General features: G+C 61.8%; 11 protein-coding genes. 6 read left to right on the top strand and 5 right to left on the bottom strand.

Annotation, left to right across the window (positions count from 1 at the left end):
* On the top strand, positions 1-684 hold a 684-nt coding region (locus tag FGM15_11565; GenBank protein ID MBU3666496.1), incomplete at its 5' end, for an amidohydrolase.
* 74 nt (positions 685-758) lie between these two features.
* Positions 759-1,763 carry a dihydrodipicolinate synthase family protein gene (locus tag FGM15_11560; protein ID MBU3666495.1) on the top strand — a complete coding sequence of 335 codons (1,005 nt, stop codon included), beginning with the start codon at positions 759-761 and terminating at the stop codon, positions 1,761-1,763.
* A 13-nt stretch (positions 1,764-1,776) separates the two neighbouring features.
* On the opposite strand, the gene FGM15_11555 is transcribed toward FGM15_11560, so the two are convergent.
* Complete coding sequence (locus tag FGM15_11555; protein ID MBU3666494.1) at positions 1,777-3,279, bottom strand: sulfatase; 1,503 nt, start codon at positions 3,277-3,279, stop codon at positions 1,777-1,779.
* A gap of 244 nt (positions 3,280-3,523) precedes the next feature.
* On the opposite strand from FGM15_11555, the gene FGM15_11550 reads away from it, so the two are divergent.
* From FGM15_11550 to FGM15_11535, 4 genes are all read left to right on the top strand, one after another.
* A complete protein-coding gene (locus FGM15_11550; protein ID MBU3666493.1) occupies positions 3,524-6,157 on the top strand; it encodes a hypothetical protein in 2,634 nt (877 codons plus the stop codon).
* Between the two features lie 235 nt (positions 6,158-6,392).
* On the top strand, positions 6,393-7,637 hold the full coding sequence (locus tag FGM15_11545) for a hypothetical protein (GenBank protein ID MBU3666492.1): 1,245 nt from the start codon (positions 6,393-6,395) through the stop codon (positions 7,635-7,637).
* A 197-nt stretch (positions 7,638-7,834) separates the two neighbouring features.
* Positions 7,835-9,748 carry a hypothetical protein gene (locus FGM15_11540; GenBank protein MBU3666491.1) on the top strand — a complete coding sequence of 638 codons (1,914 nt, stop codon included), beginning with the start codon at positions 7,835-7,837 and terminating at the stop codon, positions 9,746-9,748.
* On the top strand, positions 9,745-11,307 hold the full coding sequence (locus FGM15_11535; GenBank protein MBU3666490.1) for a sulfatase: 1,563 nt from the start codon (positions 9,745-9,747) through the stop codon (positions 11,305-11,307). The genes FGM15_11540 and FGM15_11535 overlap by 4 nt, the downstream gene beginning before the upstream one ends.
* Positions 11,308-11,368: 61 nt before the next feature.
* Here FGM15_11535 and FGM15_11530 read toward each other — a convergent pair whose 3' ends face one another.
* From FGM15_11530 to FGM15_11515, 4 genes are all read right to left on the bottom strand, one after another.
* Positions 11,369-13,588, bottom strand: a complete 2,220-nt coding sequence (locus FGM15_11530; protein ID MBU3666489.1) for a hypothetical protein — start codon at positions 13,586-13,588, stop codon at positions 11,369-11,371.
* 216 nt (positions 13,589-13,804) lie between these two features.
* Positions 13,805-20,128: a hypothetical protein gene (locus FGM15_11525; GenBank protein MBU3666488.1), complete on the bottom strand. Its 6,324-nt coding sequence runs from the start codon at positions 20,126-20,128 to the stop codon at positions 13,805-13,807.
* An 84-nt stretch (positions 20,129-20,212) separates the two neighbouring features.
* Positions 20,213-21,622 carry a hypothetical protein gene (locus FGM15_11520; GenBank protein ID MBU3666487.1) on the bottom strand — a complete coding sequence of 470 codons (1,410 nt, stop codon included), beginning with the start codon at positions 21,620-21,622 and terminating at the stop codon, positions 20,213-20,215.
* Between the two features lie 50 nt (positions 21,623-21,672).
* Positions 21,673-22,935, bottom strand: coding sequence for an L-rhamnose isomerase (locus FGM15_11515; protein MBU3666486.1), 1,263 nt, complete (start codon positions 22,933-22,935; stop codon positions 21,673-21,675).
* Between the last annotated feature and the right edge of the window lies 1 nt (position 22,936).

Genomic DNA, 22,936 nt, shown 5'->3' with positions numbered 1-22,936 from the left:
CGGTTTTTCTGCGAGCTTGCCGGGGATGCGGGCAACGCGATCCTCGGCGTCGTCGCGTCGGGGCGCCCGGAGCACGACGGCTTCGGGGATTATCTCGACAAGATCGCGAGCCCGAAACTCGCCGGCATCCGGCGGGTTCTCCACACGCAGCCGGATGAACTTTCGCGCTCGGCGCTTTTCCGGGAAAACGTCGCCCGCCTCGGCGCGCGCGGATTGACCTTCGACCTCTGCGTCCTGCAGCGGCAGCTCGGCCTGGCCGCTGAACTGGCGCGGGCGTGTCCCTCAACGACGTTCATCCTTGATCATTGCGGCGTGCCGGACATCGCCGGCAACGACGCGCCCCGCGGCGAAGGTTTCCGTCAATGGGTGTCCGCGATCCGCGATTTCGCCGCCCTGTCCAACGTGAACGGCAAAATTTCCGGCCTCACCGCCTATGCCGCCGCGCACCAGCGCAATGCCGCCCATCTGCGCCCCTACATCGACACGATGCTGGAAGCCTTCGGTCCCTCGCGCTTGGTGTGGGGAGGGGACTGGCCGGTCGTCAACCTCGGTTCGGGGCTGCCGGCATGGTGCGACATCACGCGCGAGCTTTTGGCCGGTCTTCCGGAAGCCGACCGCTCGGCGATCCTCTTGGAAAATGCCGCACGCATCTACAAACTCCGCGATGCCGCAGACCGGCTTTGATTTTCATGCGCCCGATCGGCTAAGAATGTTCGGACATGCGGTCGAATTCCTGAAACCCTGAACCCAGCCTCTTCATGCGAAACTCAGACACTTTGACCGGCATCTTCGTCCCCAACATCGTCCCCTACGGTCCCGACGGCACGATCAACGAGGACGAGCTGCGCCGCATCATCCGGTGGCTTGGCGGCAAAGGAGTCACCGGATTTTATCCCAACGGCAGCATGGGCGAGTTCATCCGCCTGAGTTACGAGGAGCGCAAGCGGGTTGTGTCCATCGTTGCAGAGGAGGCGGGTGGCCGGCCGATTCTCGCGGGAGCGGCCGAGCCCAACGTCGATCTCGTTCTCGACATGTGCCGCCACTGCGCGGACCTGGGCTGCCGTGCTGTGTCCATCACCGGTCCGTATTACTACAAGCTCACGCAGGAGAGCATCGAAACTTACTTCCGCGAACTCGCCGCCAAGTCGCCCATCGACATCGTCATCTACAACATCCCCGCCTTCGCCAACGAAATCAGCGTGCCTGTGCTCAAGCGGCTGGCTCTCGATTGTCCGCGGATCATCGGCACCAAGGATACCAGCCGCGACATGCCGCGCTTCCAGCAATTGCTGCACGAAATCAAACCGCAGCGCCCCGACTTCGCCTGCCTCATCGGGTGGGAGGAGCTCCTTTGCGCGAGCCTTTTCATGGGTGGCGACGGCGGCACGCTCTCGAGCGCCGGCGTGGTGCCCGAGGTGATCATGCGGCTTTACGCCTCGGCGCTCGCGGGCGATTGGACCGAAGCCAAGCGCGTGCAGTTCAAGCTCCTCGACCTGTTCTCCCTCATGGTCAACGCCCCGAACTTCCCCGAGGGCTTCCGCGCCGGCTACGAACTTCGCGGATTCCACCCCGGTCGCGCCCGCTTTCCGCTCTCGCCGGGTGAACTGGAAAAAATGGCCGACATCCGCGCCCGCATCGCGTGCGTGCTCGCCGAGTGCGGCTTTCCCGAGGCCGCCCAAGCCTGCGGCCGCGCCATGCCCGCGCCCGACCGCGGGCAGGTCGAGTCCATCGTGCGCAACATCCTCAAGCAGTTGCAGGCCTGACGGCCGCGCGTGGTCACTCTTTTCCTTCGGAATCTTTCTTCAGTTTCCCGAACGGTTTCGGGAATTTTTCCTCCAGCTCTTTCCGGGACGTGCGGTCGTCGGTGATCTTTGCCCATTCGCTCTCGGCTTTCCGCAGTTCCGCGAGTTTGGCGGCATAGGCGGGATCGGGAAGAAGGTTTTTCATGCAGCCGGGGTCATCCTCGATGCTGAACAGTTCTTCGTCCGGAATTCGGCCTTCGATGAAGTCGAGGAGGATTTCGCGGGCCGCGGTTCCCTCGGCGGCGATGGTTTCGTCATAGGCGCGATTGCCCCAGCCTTTGCCGTTGCCGACATCGCTGTTCAGCGGGGGACGTTCGATTGTTCCACGGGGTTTTTCGTAGTTCCGGATATAGTAGAGGTTGCCGTCGGTGACGGCCCGCGAGAGGCCGTGCTCGGAGTTCGGCGCGAGGATGGTCGCACGGTCCGGGAATGAGGATTGGGACCCGTCGAGCAGCGGCCAAAGCGAACGCCCTTGCATCGTCGGAGGAGCCGGGATCCCGGCGGAGGCCAGGATCGTTGGAGCCAGATCGACGAGAGAGACCGGGGCGCTCACGACTTGGCCGGCCCGCACGCCCGGGCCGTCGATGATCAGAGGCATGTGCAGGCTGGCGATGTAGCCTGCGCCTTTTGCCCGGTGGTAGGGCATCCCGTTGTCCGAAGTAAAAATCACGAGCGTCTCGCCCGCTGCGCCGCTTTCTTTCAGTCCTTCCAGCACTGCGGCGACGCATTGGTCTGTGAGTTCCGTGGCCTCGAGATATTGGGCGAAGTCGTCGCGCACGACCGGTGTGTCGGGCAGCCACGATGGCAGTTGGATGTCCGAGCGGTTGATTTTCTGCGGGCCTTCGTGCGGCATCCCGTTTGCTCCGAAGTGGACCTTGTATGGCCGGTGCGGAGCGCTGATGTTGGCCAGAATAAAAAACGGCTTGCCGTCGGCCGCAGCTTTCACCTCGCCGGCCAACCGCCTGTATTCCTCCGGCTTGTTGTGGTAGTCAAACCCGCGGTCAAACGGGAATTTCCAAGCGGGCTGGATGTGCCCCTTCTGGCTGATTGCCGTGAAGTAACCGTGCTCGCGCAGGAGTTCGTTGAGTGTGGGGATGTCTTCAAGGATGGCGGCCCGCACCCGCACGGGCTTCGCCGGCTTTTCGGAGGCATGGGGAAATTCGATCCCGCCATCCTGCGTGTTTTGCCAAAGTCCGTTGCTGTGCGGATACATCCCGGTGAGGAGGGCCGCCCGGCTTGGAGCGCAGACCGAAGCCGCCGAAAATGCACGTGTGAACATCGTGCCCTCGCGGGAAAGTTGGTCCAACGCGGGTGTCTCCAACGCCGGAGTGCCGACGCAGCCCATGGTGTTGGCCATGTCGTCGGCGAGAATAACGACCACATTTCTGGGCTTCTCCGCCGCGGACAAAAGCGGCGTTGCAGCGAGCAAAAATGCCGTTGTCGCGATTGTCATAATGCTGAACGGGCGCGAGTTCATGGCAGGTCGGACATCGTGGTTGCTTTGTCGTGCGTCAGGGGTGTCCTGTGCGGCGGGTGATCACACTCACCAGACAAGGTGCGAAAGACAATCTTCTTTGACGCGCGGGGGTCCCGTCCGGCATCCGGACACCGATGGTCCTTCCAAAACGGCTCGCGGCGAACCATCCGAATGTCATGCAAGCATCCGCCATAAGCCTTGATTTTCGTGCAATTTCATCATCTTACACCATAGTGCTCCGCTAATGATTCCCTTCCGGCCGTCTTCATTGTTTTCGCGTTTTCCGGATTCAATCGCAGGCGCCAAAATCTTCTGTTTGTCGGTTGTCGTCTGTGCCGGTGCGGCGGTTTTGCACGCCGCTGATCGGCCTGCTTGGGCAGGCACTTCGCGTCCGGCGAACGAACGCATCGAAGAAATTATCAAGCAACTGACGCTTGAAGAGAAGGCCATGATCTGCACCGGTCGCGGGCTGGTGCTCAGTCCGCACCGGATGCAATTGATGGGCGGAGTCGAGCGTCTCGGGCTCAAGCCGTTCGGCGTATTGGATGGCCCGCGCGGCGCCGGATCACGGGTGGTCACCGTTATGCCGAGCGGCCTTGGGCTGGCGGCGACCTGGAACCCATCGCTCGTGGAAGAAGTGGGCGCGGTGATCGGGAACGAAGCGCGGGCGACCGGGCTCACTATTTCCCTAGGGCCGGCCTTCAATCTGACCCGCGATGTGCTCGGCGGGCGCTTTTTCGAATACTTCAGCGATGATCCGCTCCTGAGTGGAAAGATGGCTGCGGCGCAGATCCGCGGGCTTCAGAGCGAGTTTGTCGGCGGCTGCGCGAAGCACTATGCGGCAAACGGCAGGGAGTTCAATCGCAACGAGTATATGAGCTGGGCGGACGAGCGCACACTGCGGGAACTTTACCTCAAAAGTTTCGAGATTGCCGTCAAGGAGGGCAAACCGTGGTCGGTGATGACCGCGGCCAACGGGGTGAACGGGGATTTGTGCAGCGACAGCAAGTTTCTTCTCAATGACACGCTCAAGGGCGAGTGGGGATTTGAAGGACTTGTGATGACCGATTGGTGCCACTCCAGAACGACGGTCAAGGCGGCGCTCGCCGGGCTGGATGTGGACATGCCCGGCGGGGACTTTGATGTGCTGAAATTCGGGCAGCCGCTGGTCAACGCCGTCAAGAAAGGCGAAGTCCCCGAGTCGGTGGTGGATGACAAGGTGCGGCGGGTGCTCCGTGTTTACGCGCTCAGCGGATTGCTCGACGGCCGTGATCCGGACCAGGATGCGGCGCTCAACAAGCCCGAGCACCGGAGCGTCGCTCTGCGCGCCGCGGAAGAGGGCGCGATCCTTCTCAAGAACGACAAAAACTTCCTGCCGCTGGACCTCTCGAAAATAAACAAGGTCGTGGCCACGGGGCCAAACCTCGACAAGTTTTTCTGCATGGACGGTCTTGGAGGCAGCTCCGGGGCGCAGGCGTTCAAGGAAGTCACTCCGCTCATGGGTCTGCGGGAAATCCTGGGCGACAAATTGGAAGTTGTCCCGCTCTCCGGGAACGCGGCGTTTGAACTTATTCCATCCTCCGCATGGAAGGCTCTGGCTGTCACCTTCGATGAGCTGAGTGACACGCCGACCGGCGTGAAAAACATCCGCAGGCCGGTGAAGGGCGTCAACATGCGGCTTTGGGACGCCCCCCCTTCGCCGGAGTTCAAGGACATCGATTACCGCGCGGTTTTTCAGGGCACACTCATCCCGCCCGTGACCGGCCAATATGTGCTGCAGCTTATTTCCGACGGTCCTGCCCTTTTGAAGGTGGGAGAAAAGGGAGGGCCTGCCACCCGCAACATGGAGCAGGGCACTCCCCAGCGCAGCACGGCAACCCTCAGTTTCGAAGCCGGCAAGGAATATCCAGTTGCCGTATGGGTCGAGCAAACGGTCTGGGGCCGGAAAAATATCGCGGAGATGAATTACTGGGCGAAAGACCAGCCATCCATCCGCCTGGAATGGGCCCTGCCGGCCGCTGAGGATGAGGTCGCCAGAACCCTCGATCCCCACCGCAAGACATTCGAGGCGGCCGATGCGGTCATTTTTGTCGGAGGCGGGGATCACAGCGGAGACAGCGAGGGACGCGACCGGACGGACATGAAGTTCCCGCGCGGCCAGGCCGACCTCATCAAACAGATCGCGGCCATCAATCCGAAAACCGCCGTCGTTCTTTATCACGGCTCCCCGATGGAACTTCCGTGGCTCGACAGCGTTCCCTCCGTGCTGGACATGCTGTATCCCGGCACTCTCGGCGGCACGGCGATGGCGAACATTTTGTTCGGGAAGGTTGTTCCTTCCGGCAAACTGACACTCAGTTGGCCGAAGATGCTCGAAGACTCGCCGGCCTACAAGCTGGGCAGGCAGGACGAGGACAACATCTATTTCGACGAGGGGCTCATGCTGGGCTACCGGTATTTCGACACCATGAAAGCCGACCAGCAATTCGCCTTCGGTCACGGGCTCAGCTACACCAAGTTCGATTATTCGGACATGACGGCCGTTTGCAGCGGTGAATCCTGCAAGGTGTCGCTCAAGGTGACCAACTCGGGCGGCAGGGACGCTGCGGAGGTGGTGCAGATCTATGTCGCGCAAAAAAATCCGAAGATACCCCGCCCGGTGCATGAGTTGAGAGCGTTTGACAAAATCGCGCTCAAAGCGGGCGAGACCAAGACGGTGACCTTCGACCTCGGGCCCGACGCGTTTTCCTACTGGGACCCGGAGACGAAAAAATGGACGAGCGATGCCGACGAGTTTGTGATCGAGGCGGCCTCCTCGTCGCGCGACATCCGGCAGACGGCCACCGTGAAATGGGAGGGAACATCTCGTGGAAACTGACCCGATTTTTCGCCGGAGTGGCGCCCGCATGACCGCTGCTCATCGTCACAGTCTCGCGCTCCAATTGCTCGGTCTCGCCTTTTTTTTGTCCGCCTCGTTGTTGGCCGCGGACGATGCCAGTCGCGCGCGGCCTACGGGGGCAGAGGCGTCCGGGTCATCCGCCGCCGGTTTGTTTTGCCAGATAGCCCGACCGGACGCGTTCCCGCCCGGTTCGCTCCGGCTCAGCGATGTGTGCATGAGGCTGCTTGCCATCCGAGGTGATGTCACCGCGCAGCGCATTATCGACACCGGCAACGCCTACCACATCACCCGGGGTCTCTGGTCGAATATCAACAAAAGCGATTTCATCGGGGCGGTGAAGAACCAGGGTTGGGGCTTTCAGGGCACGCTTAACGGCAACACTCCCAATCCGGATTACGCCTTGCGCGACCGTGACGGCCGGCCCTTGAAGGTAAAGAGCAGCAGCCGTTGGTGGGCCGATCCGTCCAATCCCGGCTACCGCAAAGAATACCTGCAGAAGGCCAAGCAATGGATCGATAACGGCGCAACAAGCCTGCAGCGCGACGACCCGGAATTCGGAGTAAGGCAATGGCGTGACAAACGCGACCCCATCTCCGGGGAGGAGTTGCTGGAGTTTTACCGGTGGGCGCGCGAGCAGATCGAGCAATACGCGGGTGGCAAGATCACCATGAGCTTCGGCGATTTCGGAACCGGCGACGCCGGAATGCATTCTTTCAGGGAATGCTTCGACTATCGCATCACCGAGACCCACTTCAATCGTCACAGCCCTTCTTATTTGCTCAGGCTCGGCCGCGAGGCACGCGAGCAGGGCAGACTCATCGTCGTCAGCGGGATGGAGCAGCAACCCGTGGAGATGTTCCGCCTCGCCTTGGCGGGGTGCTATGCCACGGGCAGTCTCTTCGTGCTGCCTTGGGATCAATTCAACATCGACGTGCTCAAAGACCGCAACGCGAAGAGGGTATTCATCGAACCCGAGCATCTGGCGGACTTGAGCGGGTTCGTGCGTGCCAATGCAGGCTATCTCGATGGCTACGCGGATGCTGCCGTGGGCGGCTATGACTTGAAGGAAACCCGCTATGGCAACGAAGAGCCTGTGCGGGTCGAAGGTGGCAGCGGCAAACTCAGCGCCTTCCTGCGCGCCAAGCCCGGGGATCCGGCCGCGCCCGTCGTTGTGCATCTGGTCGAGTGGGGCCAAGCAACGCCGGCCCGACTATTCGTCGATCCGGCAAGGCTCTTCCCGGGACGCCCGGTGCGCATCAGCCTGCGGACACCGAAGCCCTATGACGCCGCCGCGCATACGCAGGCGCAGCAGGCGGGTGATTACCAGACGCTGGTGGATAGCCGGGTTCTGGAACAAACCGACGACCACCGCGTTGCCATACCCCCGCTTGGTCCTTGGGGCTTGGTCGTGATCGAAGATGCCACGCAACCGGCCTTGGTGCCGGTTCCCGGGGCTTGATCGCGGGCAGGCGCTCTCTCGATCGAGCGATGATCCGCGCCAGATCAACCACGTTTTCCCCGACCTGCGGTCCGACACAAAGGATGCTCGAGGAGTCCCCGGAAAAATCTTTTCAGGCACCAAGGCTGCTCTCGCCACCCCGCAAAGCTGTGGGATAAAATGCAAAGTTTTACGATTTACTTGGAAAATTTCCTCTCATGACCAATCCCCATCATCAACACAGTTGCCTGCGCCCGCGGCTCCGGACCGCGGCGGGCCTGCTTTGTCTGCTTCTATTCACCGGCCTTTTTCAGCCGCGGCCGGTTTCTGCCGGAACGGATTTGCGCGATTTGAAAAGCGACACATGGGTCGCCGTCGACGAAGCGGGTCGCGCACTGCCCACGCCGGCGGAAGCGCGTCCGCCCCAGCCTGACAAAACCGTCGGGATCTTTTATTTCCTCTGGCACGGTCCGCATGATTATGACAACGTTTACAATCCGCAAGATGACGGCCAAGGCGTCATTGTTCCCGACCCCGAAAAAGAAAAAGGGCCATACAATCTGACCGAGTGGGCCGAGCGCGGGGGCAACCCCGAGGAACTCGGGCCGTCCGGTGCTTTCCACCATTGGGGGGAATCCGAGAACGGCTACTACTTGAGCGATGATGAATGGGTGATTCGTCGGCACATCCGCTCGCTGGTGGATGCGGGGGTCGATGTCCTCATCATGGACGCAACGAACGGGTTCACTTACCGCGATGTCTACATGAACATCCTCCGCATCATGCAAGAGATGCGGGATCAAGGGGAGAAGACGCCGCAGATCGCGTTCATGGCCGGGGTTGCGGCCACTTCCAAGTCGGTCAAGAAACTGGTGAGAGAGTTGTATGAGCCCGCGCTTCACGAGGATCTGTGGTTCAAGTGGCAGGACAAGCCTCTCCTGCTCGTGGATGACAAGTTGATCGACGACCCGGACCTCAACCAGGCCTTCACCTTGCGCAAGTCATGGGCTTGGAGCCGGAAGCAGGGATGGTTCGGGGACGGGCGCCATGCTTGGCCGTGGATCGATATTTATCCCCAGGGCTTCGGGTGGGACACCGATCCGTCGGTGCCGGAGGCGATGGCGGCCTCGGCCGCCGGGCACCCGACCCGCACCGAGGGCCGCAGCTACCACAAAGGAAAGCAGCCGCGCCCGGGGACGGAAACTCCCTACGAAGGGCTGTTCTTCGCCGAGCAGCTCCAGCGGGCGCTGGAAGTGGATCCCCAGTTCCTCATGGTCACTGGCTGGAACGAATGGGTAGCCCAGAGGCTCTCGGCAAAACAGGGTCAGATGCTCGCCGGCAAGCGGCTACAGGAAGGTGATCCTCTTTTTGTCGATTGTTACTCCACCGAATTCAACCGCGACATCGAGCCCGACAAAACGCCCCAAGGCGACAATCTCTATCACCAGCTTGTGGCGGGGATCCGCAAGTTCAAGGGGGCGAGGGAAGTGGAGGCCGCCGGGCCGGAGGTGTCCATACCCGTGAAAGCCGATCCGGCCGCCTGGACGAACGTGACGCCGGAGTTTCTCGATTCCCGGGGAGATACCACGCACCGCAACCATCCGGGCTGGGGGAGAATCGGAACCTACACGCACACGATGGGGCGCAATGACATCCTCTCCTCCAAAGTCGCCCGCGATGGGAAAACAGTCGTCTTTGCCGCCACGACCGCGGACTCTATGACACCGCCGTCTGATCCGGGATGGATGGAGCTTTTCCTCAACACCGACCGGAATTTTTCCACCGGTTGGAGCGGGTTCGACCTCATGCTCGGTCCTGCGGCGGATATCAAAGAAGAGGGCGGGCTGGTGCGCTTCACCAGGCCGGTCCTCAAGTGGGACGGCTCCAAGTGGGTTCCTTCCGGTTCGGTGGCGCAGGGTGCCGTGCGCGGGAATTTTCTCGAGGTGGCTCTTCCGCGATCATTGTTTCCCGAGCCCTTGGATTTCTATTTCAAGTGGGCGGACAACCCGGCCGGTCACGACCACATCCTCGATCTTGAAAAGGGCGGGGACACGGCTCCCAACCGGCGGTTCCAATACCATTTCCGCACGCAGACATCCGCCGCTCCAAGCCCGGGTGCCTCCCAACCGTGAAAGTCGCGGCTTGGATGGCCGTGGCATCGGCCGCATTTCCCGGGGCTCTTGCCCATGCGATGGCCGCATCCCCGCGGCATGATGTTCCTGCCCGCCCGAACATCGTTTTCCTGCTGGCGGATGATTTGCGGGTGGGGGCCATGGGGTTCGAGGGGCACCCGCTGGTGAAAACACCGAATCTCGACGCGCTGGCCAAGCGCGGCTTGGTGTTCAACAACTCCTTCGTCACCACGCCGATCTGCTCGGTCAGCCGCGCCAGCATCCTTTCGGGCCAATACGCAAGGCGCCACGGCGTGAACGACTTCCAGACCGCCCTGCCGGACCTTCGTCAAACGTATCCGGCTCTCCTCCGGGAGTCCGGATACTTCACCGGCTTTATCGGCAAGTGGGGGGTCGATGCGGGCAGCGCAAGTGCTCTCGACGAAGCGGCGCGGACGTTCGATTTCTGGGCCGGGGATGCGGACCAGACGATCTACTGGCACGAACGCGGATGCGACTACGTCACGCACGACGGAAATGCCGCGCGCGGCCACATCGCTTGCACCTGTCCTCCGGAGGTCCGCAGGTCAGAAGGCGTCCTCGATGGAGGTCCGCATCCCTTGCTCAAAGATCCCGTGCATTTGGAAACCGGGGTGATCCCCGCAAAAGTGCGGCAGTTTTTGGACCAGCGCGCCGCAGGCAAACCGTTCAACCTTTCGATCAGCTTCAAGGCGCCCCACGGGCCGTTCGACGGCTATGCCAAAGAATTTGCGCGGCGTTTCGAGGGAGCCCGGATGCCACTCGGCCCCACTGCCAATCCCCGGGAAGCCGCCCGCCAGCCGGAGTTTCTGCGCCACTCCCTGGAAAGTCCGCGCGGCTGGGCCATGGCCCATGACCGCGCCATGAACGGCAAAACGCAAAAATACCTTCGTGATTACCACCGCTTGGTCGAAGGACTCGACAGGTCCGTCGGCGAGATCGTGGCCGAGTTGGAGCGCCGCGGCCTCGGGGACAATACGGTCGTCATTTTGACCTCCGACAACGGCCACTTGCACGGCGAGCACGGATTCTTCGGAAAGTGGCTGCTTTACGAGGAATCGATCCGCGTTCCACTCATCATCGCCGACCCCCGTCAGCCGGCCGAAGACCGCGGAAGAACCTCGGATGCCTTGGTCCTGAACATCGATCTGGCGCCAACCATGCTTGCGCTCGGTGGTGTCCCCGTGCCCGCGGAGATGCAGGGAATCAGCCTCGTTCCCCTGCTTTCGGATCCTTCCTTGGCGCTGCGTGACTCTTTCTTCTGCGAGCACCTTTACGAGCATGATGTCAACAGCCCGGTGCTCCACATCGTCCCGTCCGAGGGGCTCCGCACGAAGGACTGGAAATACATACGCTACTTCAAGAATCCCGGCCCCGAAGGCGAGCAGCTCTTTGACCTCTCCGCCGATCCTCTCGAAACGAAAAATCTGGCCGGCGACCCGGATGCCGCCGGTCAGCTCAACGCGCTGCGCACAGAATACGAGCGTCTCCGCATCGAGCTTGGTCCGCACCGGACTTGGACATTGGAGCGCTCCAAGTAGAAGGAGGCTGTGCCTCTTCAGGCGGCGGGGGGTGAAGAGAATCCCGTTGATCGTGTCCCGCTCACAGCGCCAGCGACTTGGTGTCGCTGACCGTGAACGGCTCTTCGCCGCGGACCCGGACGCGTATCGGATTCGGAGTCGAGAGGTTGTAGCTGAGACCGGTCTTCCCGCGTTGCCAGGATACATCGATCCAGCCTCCTTGCGGATGAGGAAGGCGTCCCGACGCCTGCGGGAGCGAGCCCGGTTCCAAACGCAGATCGAACAGCCCCGATTCCTCGCCGAACGCCGGATGCAGGCCGAGAACGTATCGGGAGAGCAGCCACGTCGGGCAACCGGCCCACTGGTGGCAGTGGCTCCAACGGGTGTCGAAGACTTCGATCCATGTCGTGCGGCCGTTGCCGAGCATGAAATCCCCCCAGCATCGGCGGAACTGCCCGAGCACGAAGTCCATCCTCCCGCGATCGATGAATAGCGGCATCACATAGTGCGCGAAATACGGTGTGATCAGCCGGCGTGTATAACCGGCGGGATCGTCGTTCCGCGGCGCCGACAAGTCGTTCGGGAAACAGTTGTCGATGTGCGCAGCGAGATAATCCAGACAGCCGGCTTCGTCCCCGATCAACCCGAGCCGCATCGCCAGGGCGGAACAATGATATCCGACGGCATCCCATCCGCCGGCGGCCATCTTTGCCGCAATGCGTTTTTTCAACAGCTCGGCGAGTTCGCGGGATGGATCATCCCACGTCGCGGTGTCCTTCCCCAACGCTTTCGCCCATTCGGACATGCTGCGAAGGGACCAGAGATAGTGGAGGTTGCAGGCGGTATCGACAGGTCCGTCTTCGGCCTTGTAGCCCCAATCCACAAAGTTCCACCCGGCGACATTGTGAAGGCCGTCGCTCCGCCAAAAAGCGCGGATGGCGGCCATGTTGCGAAGTGCCGGTTCCCACAGTTCCGCAAGCAGGGCCTTGTCACCCGTGTGGCGCAGGTGATTCATCACCGCAACGGCCCATTGGAATGCATACGTCGGGAGATAGCCGCACCCGCCGGGGGACAAACCCGCGACGAGACCGTCCTCGCGCGCGCACAGTGCCGATTGGATCAGGGCGCGCTTGCAAAGCCGCAGGTCATGGTAGCCCGACGCGGCGATTTCCATCCCGACCGATGCCACATCGCCGACCCACTGGCCGCGTTCGCGGGTGGGATTGTCCGTGAGGGCATCCTCCGCGCAAGCGCGGTAGGTTTCGATGCCGACGTGCCAGATCTTTTCGAGCAACGGGTCGCCGCACCGGAAATCCGCCTCGCTGGGCGCGTGGTAGCCGCGTTCCAGAAACTTCTCCTCGAGAAAGGCCGCGCCCTCCCGGGCATTCAAAATGTGGACTTCCAGAAATCTCCCGCCTTTGGGAGTGAGCGTCGCGAATGTCTGCTTGCCGCCGCGCGCGACAAAGCGGTCGACGTTGCAGGACGCGCCCGCGGAGAGATTGATGAAGGGACTCACCCGGCCGTCGGTCAGATATTCGGCCAGCGCGAACTCGACGATCGTTCCCTCGGGAAGATCCAGACTGAAAGCGGGCCTCCCGAGACGCACCCTGCCCAAGTCATAAAGCCTCCAGACGCCGGAGGCGGGGAGGTCGCGACAAACGCGGTCGCGGACGAAAAAGGCATGGGCCGGCTCGTCTGCGGCATACCCGAAAGTCGCGGCCAGCGGACCTTCGGCCAGGCAGGTCAGCCGGTGCGGGAATGTTTGCACCGGATCCAAATCGGCAGCGACCGGCTCGGGAAGCGGCGAAGCGTCATGAACGGGGGCGCCCCAATCGGCGTCGTCGAATTCCAAGCGTTCCCACCCTTCCGGTTCCTTCCGGGTATCGCGCCATTCCACCCAACCCAGTTGGGGGTTGATCCGGCGGACTTGCGAAGTCTGGGACTCCAGCAAACGGCTTTTCCATTCCACCGGCACTTGGTGGCGGCCCGACAAAACCTCGCACCAGACGAACGGCGGCGTGTCTTTGAGGATGCGGGTCTCGACCCCGGTGTGGTGCGCGTGAAACGCGAGCACGTGCCGGCCGGCGTCCAGCGAAATGCGGACGCTTTGATATTCCGGCCGTTCCAATGCGAAACGCAGCGGGCCCTCGAGGAGCGGGGTGCCGTCAAGCCAAGCCTGATACCACGCCGAGCCGACGGCGCGAATTTCGATTTCTCCGGGTTCAGACAAGCAAAACGATCCGCGGAACAAAGAGTAGGAGTCGGGCGCAGGCGACGCGTGAGACCAGAACGAATTTTTCATGCAGCTGGAAAGAAAACCACAGATTTGATCGGTCAGGCTATCAGAGGGCCCGTCCGCTGACGAGGTGGAAGTTGCGAGCCCCGGGCAGGGTCATGGCCGGGCGTCTGGCGGCGTTGCTTCGCCAGTCACGATGCGCAGAGGCATCGCTCCCTGCTCGCGCCTTGCCAACTGCCCCGCCATGAGCCTGCGCCACTACGCGAGGTTTCGGGATAGATTCTAGTTGGTTTGGACAACGCGCAGGCGCACGAAAATGCGGTCCACGCTGGGGTCAGGTTCGTAGGAGATCTCGCTTGCCGAATCCGTTGCCTCAGTGGCTTGTGTCCATGACCCTTGCACGAGGTCGGTGCGGGTTTCGATAAAGTATGTGACGTCCCCGTTGGCGGAGGCAGCGGCTCCCTTCGAGTAGGTGATTCTGCGACCGTTGAAAGTCCCCGCAGCACCCTCGGCGACTGTCGGATTGAGGCCGAGGGCATATTCCGCAAGGTTCGGAATGCCATCGCTGTCATAGTCCCCGGTGGGCGGCTCTCCGTCGATGCCCGAAGCCGAGGCCCAAACGCCGAAATTGTTGCCGCCCTCGGTCACCAGGAGACGTCCTGTTCCGGTGATGGCGGACGACTCGTGCTGCGCCCCGGAATCGACGGCGCCCCATGTGCCGGCCGCCTGCTTGGCGCCATTCAGGTAGAGACTGCGGATGGTGCTGGTTCCGGTATGGTCGAGGTTGAGTTTTCCGGAGTTGACCCAGACGTCGCCGCTGGGCGAGGACGTGCTCTTTAAGGTGAGAGTGCCGGCACCGTTCATGGTGAGATCTCGGCGGCCGTTCCAGTTCGGCAGGGTCACATTGCCTGCACCGGTGACGAACAGATCGCAGTCGCCGGTTATCCCGGAGATGTTGGTGATGGTCAGCATGCCGGCCTGCGATTCGATATTGTAGCGGGTGCCACCGGCAGCAACATCGAGCGCCAGGGAGTTGTTTCCCGCAAGGTTGCGCACCGCGACATTCGCGTTCGCCGCGTCCCGGCCCTGCACGGTGAGTGTGCGGGCGAGGGTGATGTTGTTCTCGAGCTCCACCACGCTGGTGTTGGCACCGCCAAGAATGCCGAGCGGCTCGGTATTGTCGCTGCCGAAAGAGTTGTTGTTGTTGGCCCGCACGGTGAGACCGTTTCCAATATTGATCTCCTTGGCGGCGGTGCCGCGGTCCCCGCTCAGGATCAAAAGCGACGTCGCCACCCCGGTGCCGTCGATGGTGTTGATTGTCGTGGCATTTGAGCCCGTCCAAGCGCCGCCAAACTCCACGGTGGAGCCGTCGATGGTGTAGGTCTTCGAACTCGATCCCCAAAAGACACCGCCGTTGAACGTGAGCTTGCCGGAGCCAATGCCGCCGAGGTAGTTCGCTTGGGCAGTCGAATTCCCGCCGAAGGTGATGGCGTTGGTGATGATTCGATCGGTGCCATCCGAACGCAGGCGAGCCACCTCGTTGGTGGCATCCGCCCTCAGGTTGACGGTGCCGCTGCCCAAGGCGTTGCTGTTGCCGACAACCAAGGTTCCGAGATCGATGTTCACGCCGCCGCTGAAGGAGTTGCTACCGGACAGAATCCATGTCCCGGTGTCGCTCTTGATGAGGGCCACCGTCGCCCCGGTGTTGTTCACAATGGCGCCCGAGATCGTATTGTTTCCGGTGTTGGTGCCACGCAGGGTGAGAGTGCGAGCCACAGCGGCGATCCCCGCCTCATTGAACGTCGCATTGTTGAAAGTAAGCGTGCCCGAACCGTCGTTCTGGATCGTGGCGCTTCCGTTGAACGTTGTGTTAGTTCCATTGCCGACCCGCATCAGACGACTGATGGTGGTGTCGCCGGACCCTGTATATCTCAGCACGCCGCTGGTGGTCGTCTGACCGAGACGAACGGCGTTCGTGCTGCTGCCTAAGGCGCTCGCCGAGGTGAAGGCCAACGTGCCTTCGTTGACGTAAAGATTGAAGGAGGACGCGGAGTTGTCGCCCGACAGCAGCAAGGTGCCGGTGCCGAGTTTCACCCGGTCTCCAGTGTTGGTCACGCTGCCGGAAAACTCTGTGGTGATGCCGTTGGTGACGGTTACGTTCTTGGCTCCCGTGCCCCAATTGACCGGACCGGTGAAGGTCAGGTTGCCGGTGCCGGCGCTGCCAAAAGTTGCGTCCGTTCCGAGCGTCATGGCATTGGCGATCGTTCGTGCGGTGGCGTCTGCGGACCTGATCGTCGCTGCGCTGTTGGCGATGTTGAAGACTCCAGATCCCAACGCGTTGTTGTTCCCGATGGCAAGCGTGCCAGCCCCGACCCTGACGCCGCCCGTGAACGTGTTGCTTGCCGACAGCGTCACTGTGCCAGCGTCTACCCGCAGTAATCCCGCAGCCAGGTCACTCACAACGCCCTTCACGTCCCAGTTGCCCGCATTGAAATACAAGGTGGCGTTGGCTGAGCCTCCCTTGGTGATCATGACGTTTTGCTCGATCGTCGCTGTGTTGGTGGAGTTGTTGGCGAAGTAATAGTTACGAATTGTGGAACCCTCGCCCAAAAACAACGTGATCGGGTTGCCTGTCCCGGGTGCACCGATGGTGAGCGCCCCCGCTCCGCTGGCGATCTGAATGCTCGCATTCGTAGCGCTACTGCTACTGCTGTAGAAGAGACGAAGGATGTTGTTGGTCGAGGCCGAGTTGGCGAGTGTGACAGCACCGGTCTGATCAGCCGTCATCACCAAACCGACGCCGAAATTGCCGCCGAACGCTGATCCGAAAGTGAGATTGAGCGGGCCGGGAACCAAACCATCCCATCGGACATCCTGCCGACCGGTTGTTGTGTTTGTGCTGCTTGCGGGCACGGCATTGCCTACCCAGTTGCTTGAATTGAGAAGGTCGGATGTGGAGGCCGTCCCGTTCCATGTGCCGGTCACCGGTCCGGTGGTCACCTGAAGTAGTCCGGTGCCGGTAATGGCGGACGACTGATTTGTCGCCCCGGAACCGACTCCGCCCCAAGTGCCGGGGAGTTGTTGCACGCCATTGATGTAAAGACGACGGATGGTGTCCGTTGCGTTGTGGGTGAGGTTGAGCGTGGCCCCGGCGGCAATGCGCACATCGGCTCCGTCGGCCAGTCCCGCGTTCGACATGCTCAAGGTTCCCTCCATAATGGAGGTCTGCCCGGTGTAGTTGTTGCCGGGGTTCGCAATGAAAAGGGCTCCGGGGCCGGTCTTGGTGATGCCGCTCGAAATTCCTCCGGAACCGCTGAGCAAGGCTGCAATGGTCGAATCGCCGACGGTATGAATGGTGGGCGAGTTCGAGAGCAGGATCGTGATGTTGTTGCTGGCAATGGTTGCCGGCGAGGAACCCGCAAATTTGAGCGTGCCGCCGTTGAGCGTTGCCGAGGCTGCAAGCGATACGCCGGTGGCGAGTTCCAGTGTCCCGCCGTTGGCCACGGTGATGGAACCCGACGTGGCGGAGAGGGATCCTCCATTGGCAATGCGGAACAATCCCGTGCCGCCGATTTGCAGGGTCGAGTTGTTTTTCAAGTTGAGCGAGCGCTCGAGGTTGACTGTGCCGCCCGAGACATTCATCGCCGCAGTGCCACCGTGACCGACCACAAAGTCAGGGGCGTTTCCGGTGAGGTTCAAAGTGCCACCGCTCACATTGACCGACGACCCGCCTGCCGTGGACCAACCGATGAGCATAGTGTCATTGGCGGTCACCACGCCGCCGGAGATGTTCAGTGTGCCGGTTTGCGTCCCGCCGTTGAGGCCGGCTCCCAGCCCGAGGTAGCCGGTGGTCAGGTTTCCGCCGGTGACGTTGAGCACGCCGGAACCGCTGCCGGGGAGGCTCCAATTGCTTCCCCAAGAGTCATAACCGATGAGCAAACCTTTGGTCCAAGCGCCGCCGGTCCATTCATCGCCGTCTTGGAACGTGACGGTGTGGACGATTCCTGCAGGGCTCCCGCTGGAGGGTTTGCCCTTGCTCCATGTGGCGGGCGCATTCCAGTTGCCTGACGCCACCGAAGCGGTCGGCGGATTGTATTCGTAGGTCGTGAGGGAGACGGTGACATTGCGCACCGTGCCGCCATTGGAGGCACCGCCAAGGGCGCTGAAATACAGGTCCACACCGGCGGTCAGCGGCAGGTTCTTTTTGTTCAGCTTCACGCGCGCCGTCTTCCACTGCCCGTCGCCATTGCCGTGCCGCAACTGCATCTGGCAGACCCGCCACTCACCAGGCTTGTCAGTGGAGGCGGGAAAGGGATTGGCAAAAAGATAGAGGTTTTTGTTGGCAGCGAAGGTGCTGTTGTCGAGATACTCGAAGGTGATGACCCCGTCGAAGTGGGCGCCTCGCACGGAACTGGACGTTGCCTCGGGGATGTCGATGTTCTGGTTTACCCCGTTCGAGACGACGGCCTCCACATTTGTGAAGTAGGAGTGCGTGTAGGTGGTCGAAACAATCGTGTCTCTCCACGCCTGCAACTGCGCCCGCACGGCCGCCAGCCTGTTTGCGGCGGCGGTGTAAGAAGCAGCAGATGCAGCGGCGATTTCTTGGCCGGCCGTATCCAGCTTGTCGCTCTCCGTTTTCAGCGGAGAGGCCGGGTATCCGGCGGCTTCGAGAAACTTCACCATCTTGCGCAATTCGAAGAGTTGCTTGGGCAGGGTGAAGTCGAGCGAAGCGCTCGGGTCCGGGAGGCCCTTGAATTGCGCGGAATACTTCGCGGTGGTGCGAAGTTCGCGATCCCCGTAATCGGTCATCGGCTCGATGCCGGAGCCTTCGGTGTGGTCGCTCCAGGTCGGGATGAACACGGCATCGATCACGTCGCGGTCGCGCAAATACTGCTCCCACACGTTGCTGTAAGTGAGGCCGCCTTTGCGGTCCAAGAGTTCGACAATCCACTGCCCCCATGCGGCATTGTATTTGTTGTCGAACCCGGGCATCACCCCCGCCATGTTCACCCGGTCGTTGGTATTTTTGAGCATTCCCTCCACGTGGGCGCGGGCGAATTCCGTGGCGTCGCGCTCGTCGCCCCATTTTTGGTAGATCAACGAGTTAGTCGCCCTCTCGGTCGCCGGCTTCCAGCCGAACGAACCGTCGGTTTGCGTCTCCCAACCGGAGGGATCGCTCCAGAACTTCTGGTCATTGGGGTTTCCTGCCGCGAGCAATCCCACCGGCGCCTGCCTCGGCATCACAAACGGATGCGGGACGTTGTTTGTTTTTTTGTAGGTGTAAGTATTGGTTTTGAGGGTCGCGAAATCGGACGGGGTCAACGGGCTTCCCTGGAAAATCGGCATCAGCGGTTTGCCGCCGATCGTCGCCGCGTTGGTCTTGTCATAGACCCGGTTGATCAGCTGCTGGAAAAGCTGCGGAATGTAAGCAAACTTCGACGCATTCGAGTTCGGGTCTTTCCCGTTGGCTGTGCACCATGCTTTGTAAGTCGCGTCGGTCTGGATGACGCCGTAATAAAAAGCATCCAGCCAGTGGATGCCGAACTCCATGCCATACTTTTCGCTGGTCGCCTGGAGGAGTTGCACGTCGTCAGCGGTCAAGCCGGCGGGGCACCCGTATTCGTGGAGAAAGCCGTCGATGCCAGCCATCTTCGCGGTCAGCACATGATACTCGGCGTAGTCCGGATCGTTGTAGGACTGCATGCCCACGGCGGGATTTCCCGGGCCGGCCAATTGGTTGTTGCCGTTGTCGTCCACAAGGTCGGCGTTGTAGTTGGCGATGTGGTTGGGCGCCTCCGGGCTTCGGGCCTCTTGCTTCCAGTTGCCCAACTGGCCGTCGTTTTCGCGCGTGTAGCGGTATCCGTGGAAGTCGGCGAAAACCTTCTTCCCGGAGTCGGCCTGCCGCACCTTGAACGAGTCGATGTTGACGTAGTTCGTAAAAGCGCTCTGCGGAAGAAGCAGACGCACAGTGCCCGCACCCGAATTGATGTAGGTCGGGGTGGCCGGCGCGTATTGGCCGAGTAAGGTGAACTCGGGTTCCCAAGGGCGCTTGGTAAACACCTGCACACGCGAATCGTTGATCCGCACCCGGAACGACACCCAATCATACTGCCCCAAATTGAAACTGGTCGTGCCCAGATTCGTGGAGACGGACTCCGATCCCGGTTCCATGATGGCTACGCTGATTTCCTTGTTGGCTGCATTGGCTGCGAAGCGAACGCGCGTATTCCCGTTTGTGTTCTGACGCAGAACCAAATCGAAATAATTCCCGGTAAAAGGAAACCGGTTCAGGTCGAACTCGACGATGAAATCCTTGCCCGAAAACCCGGCGACCTCTGCGTAGGCCTCGGCGGCATTAGCCGTGAGGGAACCCTGCAGGCAGTTCCAGCCGCTTCCCGCGATGATCATGTAAATACCCGGGGAGTTCACCGTCCACTTGGCCGGGTCCACCTGCGACCCGTTGGGCAGGCCGAAATCATCCTGCATCACTGTTTCCAGCGCGGACGCGGACTGCAGGCTGGCCAGAAGGACCGCCAACAAAATCACCGGCACCGAACGGACCCGGAGGGAGAATCGTCTAGGGGAGGAGAACAATGCCGATTTCATTGCGCCAACTACATTTTAGATAGCTGAGGAGAGAAATCAACCGGGCAAATATCGGGACAAGCCAGCCCTCATAAGGCCTTGGATTTATCGAGCCGGGTTTTCTGGCGGAGCCCCCGGTCGCTTGAGTGTCTTGGGGTAAAAATAAATGCATGCGGCAGACACGACGAGAGAGAGACCGATGACGGCAATATATCCGGCCCGCAGAGCCAGCAGCGTTCCGGAGGATTGCTCGGGCAGTTCGGGATCAAATCCCGTGGCCGCGAGGACGTAGCCGCTGAGCAGGGTCGAGAGGGCAATGGCGACTTTTTTGCCGAATTCGAACGACGAACTGTAAACGCCCTCGCGCCGGTGTCCGGTCTCGACTTCGTCGGCATCGCAGATATCGCCGAGCATCGACACCCCGACCAGAAAAGCTCCATTGAGCGCGAACCCGATAAAAAACGACGGGATCACCAAGAGCCACGGATAGGACGGGGTGAAAAGCCACCACGTCGTGCAAGTGAAGGCCAGAGCCATCACCAGCAGCCAAAGCACGGCATCGCGCTTGCCGATCAGCGCCGAGAACCACGCGGCAAACGGCATGCCCAGGAAGCCCGACCCGAGCAGGAGCGTTCCCGCCAGACCGCCCACCACCGCGGCCGCCTGTTTGTCTCCGCCGAAGACATGGTATAGCGAAACATAAAGGCCCAGCGGGCCGGCCAGAACCATGCCCAAGAGCACGCAAAGGGTGCTGCCGGTGAGCGCAAGAAACGCACGGTTGCGGAATGTCAGGGCCAGCGAGTGAAAAAGCGGCATCGGCGTGGCTTTGGCGTGGGCCGGCGGTTCCGCCACGAAAATGGCGGGGATCAATCCCGTCACCAGCGCGGCCAAGGCCATGATCCAGCCGACCACGCGCGCTCCCTCCGCTTCGTTCGGCCCGATGAACAGGCACAGTTTGTAAAGCCAGGGGATCGCCAGCCCGACCGCCAGCCCCAGGTAGGGGCGCCAAGCCAGCACCCGCGTGCGATCGTCCGGATCGTCGGTCAGTTCCAGTCCCTGCGCCGAGTAGGGTATGACAAAGATCGCGTAGGCCACGTAAAAGAGCGAGCACACCGCGAAGAACCACCAGACCAAACCTTCGGGGCCGAGGAACCGCGGCGGGCTGAAAAGAATCCCGAGCAGGAGCGACGCCATCACCACGCCGCCGAAGATGAGCGGACGGCGCCTGCCCCACCGGGTCCGCAGATTGTCCGAGAAATTGCCGATCACGGGATCGATGACGGCGTCCAGGATGCGCGGCAACCCGAGGGCGAAGCCGAGTTTCACCGCATCCACGCCCAGACCGATGTTGAAAATCGGCAGCACCAGACTGTTCATCCCGTTGTAGAGGATGTTGTCCGCGGCTCCGCCCGATCCCCAAAGCAGTTTGCGGGAGAGGGGCACCCGCGGGGCGCGCGCCGCGGGATGCACGGGCGCCGCCGGTGACGGCTCGGGGGGCGTGGCGGGGGAATGCATGGCCGGACGTCTCCGGGCTTGTCCGGTTCAGGGCATGTCTCGCGATGCGGTCAGCGCTTGGAGAGCACCGCGGCCTCGTAGGCTTTCACCTCGGCCATCCACGCGCGGTCGCCGGGCGTGTTTTGCCGGCGGCAGTGTTCCTCCCAAACCGCGCCGAGAGGCAGCGTTTTCGATTCTTCCATCAACGCCAGGCGCGCCGTGAAGTCTCCCGATTGCTCCGCATCGCGGAGCATGGCTGCCGGCTCGAGGAGAGCGGCCAGCAGGGCCTTCAAAGACGAGCGCGTTCCCAGCACCCAAGCCGCCACGCGGTTGATGCTGGCGTCGAAAAAGTCCAGACCGATGTGCGTGCGGGGCAGGAAATCTCCGCGCACGAGTTCCTCCATGATGCCGCGGGTCGCGTCGTCGAAAATCACCACATGGTCGCTGTCCCAGCGCACGCCGCGACTCACATGCAGCAACAGTCGCGGCACGAACTGCAGGACGGAGGAAATTTTGTCCGCCAGATTTTCCGTGGGATGGAAATGCCCCGCATCGAGGCAGTATAGGAGCTGGTGCTTCACCGCGTAGGCGAGATAGAACTCGTGGCTCCCCACCACGTAGGATTCCGAGCCGATGCCGAACAATTTGCTCTCCACCGCATCGAGGTTGTGGGCGCGGTCCACCGGCGCCGCGAAGACGGTGTCCAAAGACTCCGCCAGCCGCTCCCGCGGGGATTTGCGGTCGTAGGGGATGTCCTTCGATCCGTCCGGGATCCACACGTTGGTCACCGCCGGGCTGCCGAGCTGGCGGCCGATTTCTGCGCCGATCTTGCGGCAGGCGATGCCGTGCTCGACCCAGAACCGGCGGATGCCGGCGTCGGGGTGGCTGAGCGTGAGTCCGTCCGAGGCGAGGGGATGCGAGAAAAAGCTCGGGTTGAAGTCCATGCCCATGCTGCGCTCCTTGCACCAATCGATCCACGACTGGAATTCCGCCGCCGTGTAGGCGTTGCGGTCGATTTTTTTCCCGTCGAGGTCCGCGTAGCAGGAGTGGAGATTGAGCCGGTGGGTGCCGGGAATCAGCGAGAGCGCTTTGTCCAGGTCGCTCCGCAGTTCCGCGATGCTGCGGGCCTTGCCGGGATAATTCCCCGTGGCTTGGATCCCGCCGCCCGATAGCTCGGCGCCGGGTTTTTCAAATCCTCCCACATCATCCCCTTGCCAGCAGTGAAGGGAGATCGGCGTCGCGGCCAGAACTTCCAAGGCGCGCTCCGTATCGACGCCCAAAGTCGCGTAGTGTTCTTTTGCCGGGCCGTAGGCCGAAGGATCGTTTGTTTTCATG

The sequence above is a fragment of the Chthoniobacterales bacterium genome (assembly GCA_018883245.1).
GTDB lineage: Bacteria > Verrucomicrobiota > Verrucomicrobiia > Chthoniobacterales > JACTMZ01 > JACTMZ01.
This window is presented reverse-complemented; position numbering and strand designations above follow the sequence as displayed.

Bases quoted from the DNA above. Each gene is read 5' to 3' on its own strand.
- FGM15_11560 (MBU3666495.1), top strand. From the start codon at position 759: ATGCGAAACTCAGACACTTTGACCGGCATCTTCGTCCCCAACATCGTC.
- FGM15_11555 (MBU3666494.1), bottom strand. From the start codon at position 3,279: ATGAACTCGCGCCCGTTCAGCATTATGACAATCGCGACAACGGCATTT.
- FGM15_11550 (MBU3666493.1), top strand. From the start codon at position 3,524: ATGATTCCCTTCCGGCCGTCTTCATTGTTTTCGCGTTTTCCGGATTCA.
- FGM15_11545 (MBU3666492.1), top strand. From the start codon at position 6,393: ATGAGGCTGCTTGCCATCCGAGGTGATGTCACCGCGCAGCGCATTATC.
- FGM15_11540 (MBU3666491.1), top strand. From the start codon at position 7,835: ATGACCAATCCCCATCATCAACACAGTTGCCTGCGCCCGCGGCTCCGG.
- FGM15_11530 (MBU3666489.1), bottom strand. From the start codon at position 13,588: ATGAAAAATTCGTTCTGGTCTCACGCGTCGCCTGCGCCCGACTCCTAC.
- FGM15_11525 (MBU3666488.1), bottom strand. From the start codon at position 20,128: ATGAAATCGGCATTGTTCTCCTCCCCTAGACGATTCTCCCTCCGGGTC.
- FGM15_11520 (MBU3666487.1), bottom strand. From the start codon at position 21,622: ATGCATTCCCCCGCCACGCCCCCCGAGCCGTCACCGGCGGCGCCCGTG.
- FGM15_11515 (MBU3666486.1), bottom strand. From the start codon at position 22,935: ATGAAAACAAACGATCCTTCGGCCTACGGCCCGGCAAAAGAACACTAC.